General features: G+C 46.7%; 12 protein-coding genes. 2 read left to right on the plus strand and 10 right to left on the minus strand.

Annotation, left to right across the window (positions count from 1 at the left end; all coding sequences use genetic code 11):
* Positions 1-11: 11 nt before the first annotated feature.
* Positions 12-659 carry a DUF1523 family protein gene (locus F9L33_RS10920; protein ID WP_152142817.1) on the minus strand — a complete coding sequence of 216 codons (648 nt, stop codon included), beginning with the start codon at positions 657-659 and terminating at the stop codon, positions 12-14.
* 150 nt (positions 660-809) lie between these two features.
* Here F9L33_RS10920 and F9L33_RS10925 point away from each other — a divergent pair, with 150 nt between their 5' ends.
* Positions 810-1139 (plus strand): cupin domain-containing protein, encoded by a 330-nt coding sequence (locus F9L33_RS10925; RefSeq protein WP_152142818.1) that lies wholly within the window; start codon positions 810-812, stop codon positions 1137-1139.
* 89 nt (positions 1140-1228) lie between these two features.
* Positions 1229-2716: an NAD-dependent succinate-semialdehyde dehydrogenase gene (locus F9L33_RS10930; protein WP_152142819.1), complete on the plus strand. Its 1488-nt coding sequence runs from the start codon at positions 1229-1231 to the stop codon at positions 2714-2716.
* Between the two features lie 43 nt (positions 2717-2759).
* Here the strand turns inward: F9L33_RS10930 and F9L33_RS10935 are convergent, their stop codons facing one another.
* From F9L33_RS10935 to F9L33_RS10975, 9 genes are all read right to left on the minus strand, one after another.
* Positions 2760-3236, minus strand: coding sequence for an Hsp20 family protein (locus tag F9L33_RS10935; RefSeq protein ID WP_152142820.1), 477 nt, complete (start codon positions 3234-3236; stop codon positions 2760-2762).
* A 135-nt stretch (positions 3237-3371) separates the two neighbouring features.
* A complete protein-coding gene (locus F9L33_RS10940) occupies positions 3372-4154 on the minus strand; it encodes a serine protease (RefSeq protein WP_193222025.1) in 783 nt (260 codons plus the stop codon).
* Positions 4155-4264: 110 nt separating this feature from the next.
* The gene (gene glcF, locus F9L33_RS10945; protein WP_152142822.1) at positions 4265-5566 is read right to left on the minus strand and encodes a glycolate oxidase subunit GlcF; all 1302 of its coding nucleotides are present in this window, start codon (positions 5564-5566) and stop codon (positions 4265-4267) included.
* 3 nt (positions 5567-5569) lie between these two features.
* Complete coding sequence (locus F9L33_RS10950; protein WP_152142823.1) at positions 5570-6712, minus strand: FAD-binding protein; 1143 nt, start codon at positions 6710-6712, stop codon at positions 5570-5572.
* The gene (locus F9L33_RS10955; protein WP_152142824.1) at positions 6709-8142 is read right to left on the minus strand and encodes an FAD-linked oxidase C-terminal domain-containing protein; all 1434 of its coding nucleotides are present in this window, start codon (positions 8140-8142) and stop codon (positions 6709-6711) included. The genes F9L33_RS10950 and F9L33_RS10955 overlap by 4 nt, the downstream gene beginning before the upstream one ends.
* A gap of 78 nt (positions 8143-8220) precedes the next feature.
* Positions 8221-10299, minus strand: a complete 2079-nt coding sequence (locus F9L33_RS10960; protein ID WP_152142825.1) for a hypothetical protein — start codon at positions 10297-10299, stop codon at positions 8221-8223.
* Between the two features lies 1 nt (position 10300).
* Positions 10301-13069: a DUF4159 domain-containing protein gene (locus F9L33_RS10965; protein WP_152142826.1), complete on the minus strand. Its 2769-nt coding sequence runs from the start codon at positions 13067-13069 to the stop codon at positions 10301-10303.
* The gene (locus F9L33_RS10970) at positions 13069-13959 is read right to left on the minus strand and encodes a DUF58 domain-containing protein (RefSeq protein WP_152142827.1); all 891 of its coding nucleotides are present in this window, start codon (positions 13957-13959) and stop codon (positions 13069-13071) included. Before F9L33_RS10970 ends, F9L33_RS10965 begins: the two co-directional genes overlap by 1 nt.
* Positions 13956-14963: a MoxR family ATPase gene (locus F9L33_RS10975; RefSeq protein ID WP_152142828.1), complete on the minus strand. Its 1008-nt coding sequence runs from the start codon at positions 14961-14963 to the stop codon at positions 13956-13958. Before F9L33_RS10975 ends, F9L33_RS10970 begins: the two co-directional genes overlap by 4 nt.
* Between the last annotated feature and the right edge of the window lie 22 nt (positions 14964-14985).

Genomic DNA, 14985 nt, shown 5'->3' on the forward strand with positions numbered 1-14985 from the left:
GGATTCAGCGATTATTTATCGGAACCTGTTGTTTTCTTCCAAAAACGGGACAATCTGCCGCCTGCTTGACCTGCGCGATCGCTGGCACCATCCCATGCATCTTCGATATCCTCTAGGACTGGATCAATACGGCGGCGTTTAAAGCGTTGTATTAAACGGAATAGGCCAAGACCGAACAGTCCTATGATTATAAAGAAGATGATGTTGAACCATGGGATCAAGCGGGCTTCTGGACCATCAACAATCTTCATGGATGTCGCGTTTGGATAAATAGACCAATAATGGAAACGCCAACCATAGTGTCGAATGGCCACCCATGTCGGATTATCCTCTGTTGAAATAAGCGTCTCAGCGCGCGCGCTGAGATCTGCGCTGTCAAACTTGAAATAGAAGGGCCATGATAGTCCTGTATCCTCATTGCGGTAAACCATGATAGAACCATCCGACATAGACGTATTTATATAACGCACATCGCGATTTGGTTGTGCCGTAGAACCTGAATCAGGATTTGCGTAAAAAATACGATTTATGCCAAAGTCTTCGCGCCTTTGATCTACACTAATAATACGGACGATATCGCGCTGCGGTAATGTGTAATGAGACACGCCAGCAACCAACAAAACCAGTACAATAATTACGATCCATTTTATCCAGCGCATTTTTAAACCCTTATGCTTATTCCGTCTTATATGGGGATTCTTAGTCAGCTTACCAGTCAGAAACTGCGAAAAATATTTATGCGTTTATATCTCGTTAAGGTTCCAACCCTAGGCTTCAATCATGGTTAACAAAATATAAGGGGGCTTCATATGTATGCTGAAACATTATCTGCGGACCGTCAAAACACCTTAAGCTGCAATCTGTTTGTTGATGATCGTTCTCGGGTTTCCGTCACAACTGTTGATCCTGAACAAGAGGTACAGACCACCTGCCATATCCACGCCAGCAAACAAATCACGGTGTTAGATGGTTATGCAGAGGTGGATATAGAGCACACTCGGATTAAGCTGTTTGAGGGGCAATCTGCCCATATTCCCAATGGGACTGCACATAAGATTATGAATTTGGGTAAAATCCCGTTAAAATATGTTGAGATACGCACAGGACCCTATGTCAAAGATGACGACTTGCTTTCATAACACGTCAAATTGATCCACATAGGTTGCTACTGATCCTATAATATGCCACGCATGCGCTGATACTGAAATTCAACGTAAAAGGTGCACTCATGCTGGATACAACCGATCTACAATCTTTATTAAAAGACCCAAGTCTTTTGCCAACACAGGCCTACATCAATGGTGAATGGGTTGATGCCAAAGATGGCGCAACATTCCAAGTGATCAACCCAGCGCGTGGTGATGTCATCGCGACAATCCCTGATATGAGCGTCGCCGATGCTGCTGCCGCGATTGATGCAGCTGAAGCTGCCCAAAAAGAATATGCCACATGGTCTGGCAAAGAACGTGCCGCTGTTATCCGTAAAATGTATGATCTGATGATGGCAAACGTTGATGATCTTGCCACGATTATTACAGCCGAAATGGGTAAACCATTGGCAGAGTCCAAAGGTGAGATTGCATATGCCGCTAGTTTCTTTGAATGGTTCGCAGAAGAAGCGAAACGTGTTTACGGTGAAACTATTCCAGGCCATATGCGCGACAAACGCATCACAGTGATCAAACAACCAATCGGTGTCGTGGCTTGTATCACACCGTGGAATTTCCCATCAGCGATGATCACCCGCAAACTGGGCCCAGCATTGGCAACAGGCTGTGCATTCGTTGCGCGCCCATCTGAGCAAACACCGCTTTCAGCACTGGCAATTGGTGTGATCGCAGAGCGTGCTGGATTGCCAAAAGGTATTTTTAGCGTCGTTACATCTGCAACGCCGCAAGCGGTTGGTGAAGAATTCTGTACAAATAACACTGTGCGCAAGGTGACATTCACTGGTTCTACAAATGTTGGTCGTATCTTGATGCGTCAATGTTCAGATCAAATCAAAAAGCTATCATTGGAATTGGGCGGCAACGCGCCATTGATTATTTTTGATGATGCTGATCTGGATGACGCAGTAGATGGTGCAATGGCATCTAAGTTCCGCAACAATGGTCAAACATGCGTCTGTGCAAACCGCATTTATGTGCAAGCAGGTGTTTACGACAAGTTTGCAGAGAAATTAGGTGCAGCTGTTGCAAAGATGAAAGTTGGCGATGGCTTTGATGACGGCGTTACAGCTGGTCCATTGATTGATGGCAACGCTTTGAAAAAAGTTAAGAGCCATGTTGAAGATGCTAAATCAAAAGGAGCTAAGGTTATAACAGGTGGCAAGCCGCATGATTTGGGCGGTACCTTTTATGAGCCTACAATTTTGACTGGTGTGACATCTGACATGGTTGTTACAGAAAATGAAACATTTGGCCCAGTGGCACCGTTGTTCAAGTTCGAAACAGAGGCAGAAGTTGTGCATGCTGCTAACAACACGATCTTTGGCTTAGCCTCATACTTTTATTCCAACGATCTTAGCCGTGTTCACCGCGTACAAGAAGCATTGGAATACGGCATCATTGGTGTGAACACAGGGATCATCTCAACAGAAGTGGCGCCATTCGGCGGTATCAAACAATCTGGTTTGGGTCGTGAAGGATCACATCACGGTATGGAAGAATACCTGGAAATGAAATACATCTGTACGTCGATCAAAACGACAGAATAAACAAAAAGGCCCGCATCATAAGCGGGCCTTTTCTTTTAAGTGGTTAAACTTTTTTCGTAACTTTTTTGGCCTGCGGCTTTGCCTCGATTGTTTTCGGGCCAGCAATTTCAATTTTGCGAGGTTTCAGTGCTTCGGGCACTTCACGCACCAGGTCGATATGCAATAAACCATCTTTGGTTTCCGCCCCTACTGGACGCACATGATCTGCCATTTGGAAGCGTTTTTCGAATGCACGTGATGCAATGCCACGGTGCAGATATGTGTTTGGATCTTTTTCCTCTTCTGCTTTTTTCGCAGAAACGACCAACTGACCATCACGCATTTCGACAGACAGTTCCTCTTCGGAAAATCCTGCGACGGCTACCGAAATACGGTATTCGTTCTCGCTTGATTTTTCGATATTATATGGGGGGTATGAATTGGTTCCAACATCTGCGGTCAATGCGCGATCTAACATGTTTGCCAGACGGTCAAAGCCTACTGTTGAACGGTATAAGGGTGCGAAATCATAAGTACGCATAATGCTATCCTCCTAGAGAAGCGATATATTTTCAGTTCGACCTTCCGATTGGACAGGCCATTTCAGTTAAGTACGGACCCCATTTGGGCATCCGGTAGAAAATATATGGGTATTAAATGTGGATCGTCAAGCCCCTTAAGGGCGAAGTGTTTTCGCCGTTTGTTGGACATTGCCCAACTGCTCGCTGATGGATTTACCAGTTGGGCGTTTGCCCTGAAAAACACCGCGATTTGCGCGGAGTTGTGATAATAATTGTTCCAAAGGTTCCCCCAATGATGCGCCTAAGGCCACTTTTTGACCTTTCACAACGGCTTTGGCAGAAACAACAGAAGCTATTTTCAATTCACCATCGTCTTCGACGAATATCGGTGATCCTGATGCGCCATAATCAACGTTACACGTCAAAACCAAGGCGCGAACATCACGGCCCATAACCTTACACGGCTCTTCGATGGATGGAACCTCGGCGCGGTCTTGGGCATAGGAAACAACTTTGACATTGTCCCCAACTGCAACTTTGCCTTTATGCGTAAACGCTTTGATACCATTCGCGGTTATCGGTAGTGCCAATTCAATTAATGCAATATCACTGGCGACATAATCTAGTTTCACATCACGTCCCGGTCGGTAATCTTTGTGAATCACAACACGTCGTGCTTTGCGCAACGCCCCCGCGCGACCACTGCGCAGGCCTGCTTTGAATTCCATATCTTGTGGGCGTAGTTTTACGTTAGTTTCGGGGTGAAACATGCAATGTGCGGCAGTTAAAACCAAATTTGGCGCAATCAATGCACCTGTGCAGAACCCAGCGTTTTTTAGGTCAATACGACCCACGGCTTGCCATGTTTTGGCTTCATCAGCGGTCAATAGTTTGCGTAAAGGAGCTTGATCTGCATAGGCTGTAAAGCCAATCGTCAAAAGAGAACTTATTAAACAGAATAATCGCACGCAGGGGCCCCCACCAGTTTTTTTTCAAACTGTGTGGCAGGGGAATGTGATCAAAAAAAGGCGTTTTAGCAGATGTACTGTTACTCAGCTGCGACAACGGAAGTGCCCAATTTACGTGGCTTTGGCCCACCAGTGGCCCAATCCAACAGCTCTGCTGTATGAACCACAGGAACGCCAGTACCAGAACCGATTTGCATCATACACCCGATATTACCCGCAGAAATGATCTGCGGCTGTGTTGCCTCTAACGTATTGATTTTACGTTCTTTCAACTGCTTTGATATTTCAGGCTGCATCAAATTGTATGTCCCAGCAGAACCACAACATAAATGCGGATCAGCAGGTTCTAAAACCGTGAAACCAGCGTTTTTAAGCAAAGTTTTCGGGTGTATTTTGATCTGTTGACCGTGTTGCAATGAACAGGCTGAATGATAGGCCACGCGCAAATCTTGCGGGTTTTCCACTTTCAGTTCTAACTCCATCATTACTTCGGAAATATCTTTGGCAAGTGTAGAAACAACCGCCGCTTCCTGCGCCAATGGTTCGTTTTCGAACATATGGCCGTAGTCTTTTACTGTTGTTCCGCAACCCGATGTGTTGATCACGATAGCATCTAAACCCTCGCCATTCACCTCTGCCATCCATGCGCGGATATTTTTTGCAGCACTTGTATGGCTTTGCTTTGTCTTGCCCATGTGATGAGTCAGTGCGCCACAGCACCCTGCCCCACGTGCAACCACGACTTCGCAACCATGACGGCGTAACAAACGGATCGTGGCGTCATTAATATCTGTATCCAGCGCCTTTTGCGCACATCCCGTCATAAGGGCTACGCGTTTCACTCGTGTGCCTTCGGCGGGGAAAACCTGCGGTTTATCATTCAGGCTTGGGGGCGGTAATTCTTTGGGTGCGAATTCCACCATATTGCGGATTTTTGCAGGCATGACAGGTGCAAGCGGACGTGCAATCTGTGCCCCACGCATGGCTAAACGAAACCGTTTTTCGTAGGGTAGGATTTGCGCCAATGTGGCACGCAACACGCGGTCAAAAATCGGACGCTTGTAATTCTCTTCAATGTATTCGCGCGCATGATCAACCAAATGCATATAATTCACACCCGATGGACAAGTCGACACACAAGCCAAACAAGACAGGCAGCGATCAACGTGTTTTACAGTTTTTTCATCAGGTACGCGGCTGTTTTCCAACATATCTTTGATCAGATAAATACGCCCACGTGGGCTGTCCAATTCATCGCCTAAAACCTGATATGTGGGGCAAGTTGCCGTACAAAATCCACAATGCACACATTTACGCAAAATATTATTAGAATGCGCAATTTTCGGATCAGCCATTTGCTGTTCAGTGAAATTCGTTTGCATATCTTACCCCATAATCCCAGTGTTCAAGATGCCCTTAGGGTCAAACTTTGCACGTAAGCCTTGTTCAATTTTCGCTATCGCAGCATTTTGCGGCACAACACTTTGTGCGGATGTGTCTTGGTCGCGGATGCAAACGGCATAACCATCGATACCAACCAATGCAGAACGCGCATCTGTTCCATAAGGAACCGAGGCCCAAACAAGGCCACCGCCCCAATCATAGACAACCTGTGCATCTGTTATATCGCGTAATGCTTGTGCTACTTTCGGGCCATCAGAGGGCGCCACAGAAATACGCCAAACAGCCGTTTCCTTTTTGTGGAACGCTTCGACATCGCGAACTGTTTTCCACAACATCACGTTTTGCTTTTCGGCAGTAACAACAGAGATATCACCCGCTTTGCTGAGCTGTTCTTTCAGCTTCTCAGCACGATACGCCACTGATTTTTTGAAGCCTTGCAAACGGATCAACGTCGTTGCGTCTTTGGTATCTTGCGCTGTGATATGCGCGGCACCACTGACATCATAGGGGGCTGTTAAAGCTTCGGACAAAGTTGCAACAGCAACCTCATCACCAAGACCTTGAATTTTGATCGTTGCCGTGGCTTCTGATGCGGGAAGCACTTTAAACGCCACTTCGGTCAAAACACCCAAAGTTCCAAAACTGCCGCTGGCAAGTTTTACCAGATCATAGCCTGTTACATTTTTCATAACACGCCCACCATTCTTGATGATGCTTCCAGTACCATCCACCATGCGTACACCAATCAGGCTGTCGCGGCATGAACCCACTTGGATACGTGCAGGGCCAGATACATTACAGGCGACAACACCTCCAATGGTTGGTGTGCCTTGACTGCCCAACAAGCCACGATGATCCATCGGTTCAAACGGTAAACGTTGGCCTTCGGCAGCAAGTGCTTTTTCGATATCTTCAACAGGTGTCCCTGCCCCTGCAACAACCGTTAATGCACCTGGTTCATATAGAGAAATACCGTTCAAATCTAACGTTGAAACAGTCGTCGCTATATCGCATATGTTACCCAAAGATTGGCGCGTGCCGCCACCGATGATGCGCAGTTTTTGCCCATTCGAATGGGCTTGCGCAACTTGATCCGCAAGTTTTTGTTCTGCTGTTTGTGTCATGCTGATCTCCGCGCGTCAGAGCTGGCCAGTGGGAACACTTTTGCTGCATTCAACAACCATTTTGGATCAAACACATCTTTCACACGCATCTGCGCATCCAAATCAGCATCCGTGTATTGGGTGCTCATAAGATCGCGCTTTTCCACGCCAACCCCATGTTCACCTGTCAAACATCCGCCTACTTCTACGCAAAGTTTCAAGATATCTGCACCAAACTCTTCACAGAGTTCCAAATCACCTGGTTTATTGGCATCAAACAAAATAAGCGGATGCATATTACCGTCGCCTGCATGGAATACATTGGCAACTTTTAAACCATATTGTTCAGACATCTCGCCAATGCGGCGCAGCACCAATGGCAGTTCGCTTACAGGAATTGTGCCATCCAGACACATGTAGTCATTGATACGTCCCATCGCGCCAAAGGCGGCTTTGCGACCTGCCCAAATAGCGGCGGATTCTTCGGCGGATTTGCTTTCGCGCAATTCAACTGGATCGTGTTTTTTGGCAATGGCTACGATTTTGGCAAGTTGTTCGTCTATTTCCTCGTCTGAACCTTCGACCTCAACAATCAACACAGCTTCCGCAGTTGGATATCCTGCTTGTGCAAAATCTTCGACTGCTTCCACACAGGGTTTGTCCATAAATTCAATCGCGACAGGTAAAACCCCCGCTTTGATGATGTCAGATACACAAGCACCGGCCACTTCGTTACTGTTAAAGCCCATCAGAATTGGACGCGCGCCTTCTGGTTTACGCAAAATGCGAAGTGTTGCTTCGGTCACAACACCAAGTTGCCCTTCTGATCCGCAAATCACACCCAGTAAATCAAGGCCAGCATTATCCAAATAAGCGCCGCCAATATCAACAACCTCACCATCCATCATGACCATTTTGATGCCAAGTAAATTGTTCGTCGTCACACCGTATTTTAAGCAATGTGCACCACCTGAGTTCATCGCCACATTACCCGCAATAGCACAGGCCAACTGGCTGGATGGGTCAGGGGCATAAAAGAAATCATTCGCCTCGACAGCGCCAGTCACGCTTAGGTTGGTACGCCCAGATTGCACACGAATATAACGATCATCATAATTGGTTTCTAAAACACCATTCATGCGGGCAATGCCAAGGATCACGCAATCTTCGGTTGGAAGTGCGCCACCCGCAAGTGATGTGCCAGATCCACGTGGGACAACGGGTACACCTTCAGCGTGGCAAATTTTCAGTACAGCTGAGACCTCTTCTGTTGTGCTTGGAAGCACTGCAATCATTGGTGCGCAACGATAAGCTGTTAAACCGTCACATTCATAGGCATGCGTTTCACGATCTTCGAAAATCACAGCATCTTTGGGCAAAACTTTTAAAAGTTTTTGTACAATCTCGGATTTACGATCCAAAACGGTGATATCTGGCTTTGGCATTTCCATGGCGCGACTCTCATTTTTCACAATTGGTAATTTTATATTACCAATTTAAGAAATTAACAAGCGCTTTTGAAAATTCCTTTAACGGCTTTCAAGCCGCCAAGCACCAACAATCAATATTGCTGTTAAAAACAGTAACAGCCATGCAGGTAACAATGGGCGGCTGGTGATATCTGTAATCACGTATGCATTGCGAGGTGTCAGGCCGATCCAATCCCGCCCCCCTGCTACGCGACCTGTGCGAACAAGTCGGATGTTCGGAACATAAACATCGTGTATCGCCAAAACCGCCCCTTTGGTTTTTGACACAATGGGGCTTAATATATCGCCACTCGCGATTGTATTTTCAAACTCTTTTGGCGCGGATGGCCCCAAGGCAAAGACAGATGACAGTAATCCATCGGATAAACGGTACAAACCGTTTTGCGACCCTTGAAAGTTACCCTGCCAACGACCCGGACTGACTTCTTTAAGGTCTAATTCAAATACCGTTCCATCTGGAGATTCTATTGTGACTGGTTTATTTTCCACCGCAACAGAACGGCGTGTAATCGTAACTTTCTGTCCAACAGCTGTGGCCGTTAAACGTTCCTCTTCAAGATCTGGTTCTTTCATCATCCAATGGCCCAAACGGCGAAGCAACTCTAATTGCGGTCCACCGCCTTCGAAGCCACGCGACCACAGCCAAGCGTGATCTGAAAGAAGTAGTGCAATACGCCCTTCATCCACACGGTCCAAAACAAGTAATGGGCGCCCATCGACACCAGTCATTACTGTTGTCCCTGAAAGCGGTTCTGCATCAATATGGCGGAACCAGCGCCCCCAAGGCGCGTCTTGATCTTCACTTGTAATAGGGGAAAAACTTTCAAGATTTTCCGTAACTGGGTGACGTGTTCCAACATCTGAAACAGTTGGGCGATACCCTTCTTCATAAACCCGTGCTGTGGGCTCTGCGGGCAAAATTTCTGATAGCGGGGTGCGATACATACTGTTCACACTCGCAAACGATGGACCAGAGGCAACTAAAACAGCTCCACCACGCCGCACGTATTGAACGACACTGCGCAAATAGGACGGTGGTAACAATCCGCGTTTGGAATAACGGTCAAAAATGATCAAATCGAATTCATCTACCTTTTCCAAAAATAACTCGCGTGTTGGAAAGGCTATCAAAGACAACTCACGTACTGGTACATTGTCCTGCTTTTCTGGTGGGCGCAAAATAGTGAAATGAACCAGGTCAACAGCACTGTCTGATTTCAACAGATTGCGCCATGTCCGTTCCCCTGCATAGGGTTCGCCTGAAACAAGAAGCACGCGCAAACGATCACGCACACCATTAATGGAAACGACGGCAGAGTTATTGCGTTCGGTTAATTCACCTTCAATGGGAACTAGATTGAATTGGAGTACATTAATGCCGCCATGCGGCAAGCGTAGTGGCATCTCTAAATCGGTGTTGGTTTCCAAATCAAATGCAACAGGATCAGCGTCATCAATTGCGATTTCCACACGTGCTTTTCCACGAATATCTGTAGGAACATTACCCTGCTCTTCAATGCGTAATGTTAAGGTGATCACCTCATCTAAAATTGCAAAAGCAGGTGCATTTTTTATGATCAACCGACGATCCCAATCATTCTTTTCACCCGTTAGAAGCACATGAACTGGAAAGTTAAATTGACCTGCAATATCGACATCATGTATTTGGCCATCCGTCACCAAAACTGCACCCGCTATACGATTAGACGCTACTTCATTTATCGTGCGATTTAGGGCTGTGATTAAAAATGTACCATCCTCTTCGCCATTGGCATCATTTTTTACATCCATTTGCTTAATCTCAAAGTTTTCTAGACCTTCGATATCAGCAACCAGTTCAGTAACGGCATCTTCAATCTGAAACGGGCGCGCTGCAACCGTTTGGCTTTCGGATTTATCGACAATAACCAAAACAATATTAGAAAGGTCTTCACGCGCTTCTTCTTGCAAGCTTGGCTCAATCAAAGCTCCAAGCAAAACGAGAGCTGCAAGTCCACGTAAGGCCCAACCAGATAAACCACGCCAAAGGCAAAATAGAATGCATGCTGTAGAAAGTGCAGCCAAGCCATAGATCATCATCCATGGAATGAGTGGGCTGAATGTAATACTGCTTTCCATCCTATTGCCCCAAACGATCTAGCAATGCAGGTACGTGAACCTGATCGGATTTATAGTTACCTGTCAGCACATACATAATCAGATTCACCCCAAACCGTTGTGCATATTCGCGTTGTAATTGCCCTGCTTGACCACGGCCAACTGGAAATAGGTAACGCCCATTTTGATCAATCGCCCAAGCAGCGGCCCAATCGTTTGCACCAATGACGACAGGAGTGACGCCATCATTCGCATTGCGAAATGGTACGCCTTCAATTTCAGTAGAATCTGCTTGTGAAGCTTCAATCCAAACGTTGGCCCCAACATGTCGTCCTGGGAATTCTTTCATCAGATAAAAAGACCGTGCCAACACATGATCTTCGGGCACTGGCTCAAGCGGTGGTATTTCCAATTGCGTCGCGATTTTTTTCAACACGCGTCCATTAGCTGTGCCACCTGCCCCCGCAAAGGATAAATGAGCATCACGCGTATCAAACAAAATCATACCACCGCTGCGCAAAAAACGGTTTAGTTTATCAACGGCGGCTTCAGATGGTGGTTTTTGGTTCTCGCTCATTGGCCAATACAAAAAAGGATAAAGTGACAACTCGTCTATTTCTATGTTCACTCCAACAGGAGAAATTGGCTCAACAGATGTGCGGCGACGTAATTCTGCGGACAAGCCAAGCAATCCTGCTTCCGATGCACGATCTACTTTAGCGTCGCCAGTTTTTACATACCCCAAAACCGTATTGTTTATGATCTTTGCGATATCCACATCAGATTGTGCATATCCTTTTTCGCTAAGACCAAGAGTTGTCAGCAAAACAACAACAGCTATTTGACCCACATATCGCTTGGTTAATTTTCCACTTAACCAAAGAGATGCGAATATATCGAGAAGTAATAATACAAAGGCCGCTATCAGAATATATGGTTTTAAAAACACCTGTGCTGTTTTTCCAAGTGATAAAAAAGATGTTCCCAAAGGCCAATCCGCGCGGTTTAACACTTGATCTTGAGCGATCACGTTCAATGCGGCCTTACGGCCAGCATTCCCATAGACACCTGCGGGTAAGTCGGCAGAGACTACTTTGGTTGCCAATTGTTCACCTTGAACACCTGCCAATCCTGTTACATTACGTACAGCACCAAAAGCATCGATGGTCTCTTCAGGCTTCCAGATCAATCCTTCCAAATCATCAATGTCATTAAGTGTTCCAGACGTGGATACAGCCAAACGATCCAACATTTGCACGAATAATCCAGACAGGGGCAAATTTGACCAATCCGCATTTGCTGTTACGTGAAACAAAACAACACGCCCATTGCCTACGGTCTTTTGTGTTACTAATGGCGTCCCATCTTGCAACTCGGCCACTACGCGTTCCGCTAAGTTTGGGTCAGGTTGTGCAATCACTTGGCTGTTAATGCTTACATCATCAGGCACCTTTAAACCAAAAAAGTTGGTACCCTCGACAAAGTCTTGTATCTTTTTAGGTGCACCCCATGACATGGCACCACCAACGCTACGGCCGCCCGCACGTAAACGTACTGGTAGTAATGGATGCTCCTCGCGCAGTCCGATTTGACTGGCTGCCAAACGTGAACCCGCAAAGCGAACCAGTAAACCGCCCTCTTCGGTCCATTTCAATACACTGTCAGTATCGGTCGTGCTTAACTTGCCAATATCCACAAAAATTAAAACATCAGGGTTGGCTTGCAATGTGGTTTTTAAATCAGCTTCGATCACATCTGCTGTCGGCACTAAAGCTTTACGTAAATAAAACACATCTGATACAAGGTTTGACCCTTCTTGCTGTTCAGATGGCGCAATAATACCAACCTTGCGACGTTGAATTGTATCGCCCGTCACCGCAACAGCACCCGCAGAACGGCGGCCCTCTATTGCCACAGATTTAACGCGGTTGCGCAATTCTACAGGTAAATCGAAAACCAGTTCGGTTTCAGTTTCATTTCCAGAAAAACGGCCATTTGAAACACCTAAAATCTGCATCATACCATTAGGATCAGGACCAACCGCATTCACAGTGACATCCAAAGCTGTATCCGCAAAACTGCGTTTGACTTTCACCACCATATTATCGTCTTTGACAACGGGTGGCGCCATTGCCAAAACAGGGCGATCGCTTTGAACAACCGATACATCCCCTTTTTCGGACAGAACTTCCATCAATGCCGCCCTATCAACGGTCTCTAAACCATCAGAGAACCATATCGTATCAAACGAACCCTTTTGTGTGCTCAAATAGCTTTGCCATTCTGCATAATCTGGCCGCCAAGCGTTTGGAACCAATGATGCTACCCTTTGCAAAGATACTGAGGGGGATGCAAAATTCAACACAACACCTGGTTTAGGTCGGTCGCTCAGTTGCAAAACCACAGTGGGTTGATTGTTCTGAGCAGCCCCACGAAGCACCTCTGTTAATTTGTCTTGGCGTTGTTTCCAATCTGATGCACTGGCCCAGCTGGCATCCATTAAGACAATCAGATTTTTATTCGAGGGTTTCGCATCGGTTGGATTTAATATCGGCGCCGCAAATCCAATAATAGCAGCCCCCAACACGGCAATACGCAAAGCAAGTAGCCACCACGGTGTACGATCTGGCGTTGTTTCTTTGTCTTTCAAGCCCAGCAGTAAAAGGATACCTGGGAAATGCGCGCGTAAAGGTGCAGGGGGTACAGCGCGCAATATCCACCATAAGACAGGCAATAAAACCAAGGCCCATAATAAAAGCGGTGCAACGAAGCTGATGTTCAAGCCAAACATCACGCAATTCCCCCCAAAGCTTGGGATAACCACAACAATTGTGGCGTAGCAGAAGCGTTAGTTGTGTGGCAACTATACCGCCATCCCGTTCGTTTAGACAATTGCTGCAAAGCTGCTTTACGCTCTGCCAGTTTCTGTTGATATTCCTTACGTAAAGATTGCGCTCGCATCGTTTCAAACTTGTGCTGATTATTCATGCTCAATAACACGGTACGGCCTTTGAACGGGAAATCTTGTTCGACGGGGTCTAAAACTTGTACAATATAGCCGTCAACATTCTGATGTGCAGCATGCGATAATCCGTCAAAAATTTCTTCCCAATCCCCCAAAAAGTCAGAGATAAACACGGCTTTTTGCCCCTGCTTCATTTCCTTTTTGGGAGGTGCTAAAAAATCATCTTCTAAATTGGTACGGATTAAGGCCGCTGCCAAAATATCAACATGTCCAACCCCTTGCCTTGCAGGATCAGCCAAATCTAATAACCCAACTTTTTCACCCGCTTTCGTTAGAAGAATGCTTAAAGCAAGAGCCAGCACATTCGCGCGTTCCATTTTTAGTGGAAGTTTCTCGTTTGATCGAAAAGCCATAGATCCGCCGCGATCCGCCCATATGTGCACAGATTGCGTATTTTGCCATTCTTGTTGACGCACAAAATGTGCATCTGATCGCGCTGAACGCCGCCAGTCAATATCGCCCACAGCATCGGTATCGACAGCAGCGCGATATTGCCAGAACTCTTCACCCATGCCTGCACGGCGACGGCCATGCGCGCCAAGGCTGATATTAGCAGCCAGTTGACGTGCCTCTGCCAAAAGCTCGGTAAAGCCTTGCGCCAATCCATCCGCACTTTGGCGGATATTCACGGCTGACATATTTTGGGTTTGGTTCAAGCGGCCGCCTCTTTACCCAGCGCTTTGCCCGCTAGACTTGCGATGATGCGATCCAAAGTTTCGCCCTGTGCTTTGGCAGAGAAATTCAATGCCATTCGGTGAACCAATGCAGGATGCGCCAAGGCTTCGACATCATCCAATGACGGCGCCAATCGTCCTTGGATCAATGCACGCGCACGGGTTGCAAGCATCAATGCCTGCGCTGCACGTGGACCCGGGCCCCACCCAATAGCCTCTTGGATAAATGTGTCAGAGGTTTCTTCTGGACGTGCTGAGCGCACCAGATCAAGGATCGCTTCAACAACACTTTCGCCAACGGGCATACGGCGCACAATTTCTTGGGCTGCGATCAATTGCTCTGGTTTGAACACTTGATCAGCGACCGCCTCATCAAAACCAGTCGTCGCTAATAAGATTTCACGTTCCGTATCACGGTCAGGAAAGCCCACATCAATTTGTAATATGAAGCGGTCAAGTTGTGCTTCGGGCAACGGATAAGTCCCTTCTTGTTCAATCGGGTTTTGTGTTGCGAGTACGTGAAATGGTTCTGCCATTTTACGCGTTTGCCCAGCGATTGAAACTTCACGTTCTTGCATCGCTTGTAAGAGTGCAGATTGTGTCCGTGGGCTGGCACGGTTGATCTCATCTGCCATCAACAACTGGCAAAAAATTGGACCCTCAACGAAACGGAACGCACGTTTGCCATCTTCGGCGATATCTAAGATTTCAGACCCCAAAATATCTGCTGGCATTAAGTCAGGGGTGAACTGCACACGGTTAGAATCCAGCCCCATCACAGTGCCAAGTGTTTCCACAAGGCGGGTTTTCGCCAATCCCGGTGCACCCACCAGAAGCGCATGACCACCACTTAGAAGTGCCGTTAACGATAATTCAACGACCTTTGGCTGCCCAATCACGCATTTTTCGATGTTATTTTTTGCGGATTCTAATAGGCCACCCAACTCATCTATCTGTTTTGCTAACGTATTTGTCGTATTGGCCATGACAAAAGCCTTTCAAAATATT

Origin of the sequence: Amylibacter sp. SFDW26 (assembly GCF_009184395.1) — a bacterium.
Lineage (GTDB): Bacteria > Pseudomonadota > Alphaproteobacteria > Rhodobacterales > Rhodobacteraceae > Amylibacter.

What these genes read in the sequence shown, in the direction of transcription:
- F9L33_RS10920 (WP_152142817.1), bottom strand. Translation starts at nt 659, where the DNA reads ATGCGCTGGATAAAATGGATCGTAATTATTGTACTGGTTTTGTTGGTT.
- F9L33_RS10925 (WP_152142818.1), top strand. Translation starts at nt 810, where the DNA reads ATGTATGCTGAAACATTATCTGCGGACCGTCAAAACACCTTAAGCTGC.
- F9L33_RS10930 (WP_152142819.1), top strand. Translation starts at nt 1,229, where the DNA reads ATGCTGGATACAACCGATCTACAATCTTTATTAAAAGACCCAAGTCTT.
- F9L33_RS10935 (WP_152142820.1), bottom strand. Translation starts at nt 3,236, where the DNA reads ATGCGTACTTATGATTTCGCACCCTTATACCGTTCAACAGTAGGCTTT.
- glcF (WP_152142822.1), bottom strand. Translation starts at nt 5,566, where the DNA reads ATGCAAACGAATTTCACTGAACAGCAAATGGCTGATCCGAAAATTGCG.
- F9L33_RS10950 (WP_152142823.1), bottom strand. Translation starts at nt 6,712, where the DNA reads ATGACACAAACAGCAGAACAAAAACTTGCGGATCAAGTTGCGCAAGCC.
- F9L33_RS10955 (WP_152142824.1), bottom strand. Translation starts at nt 8,142, where the DNA reads ATGGAAATGCCAAAGCCAGATATCACCGTTTTGGATCGTAAATCCGAG.
- F9L33_RS10960 (WP_152142825.1), bottom strand. Translation starts at nt 10,299, where the DNA reads ATGGAAAGCAGTATTACATTCAGCCCACTCATTCCATGGATGATGATC.
- F9L33_RS10965 (WP_152142826.1), bottom strand. Translation starts at nt 13,069, where the DNA reads ATGTTTGGCTTGAACATCAGCTTCGTTGCACCGCTTTTATTATGGGCC.
- F9L33_RS10975 (WP_152142828.1), bottom strand. Translation starts at nt 14,963, where the DNA reads ATGGCCAATACGACAAATACGTTAGCAAAACAGATAGATGAGTTGGGT.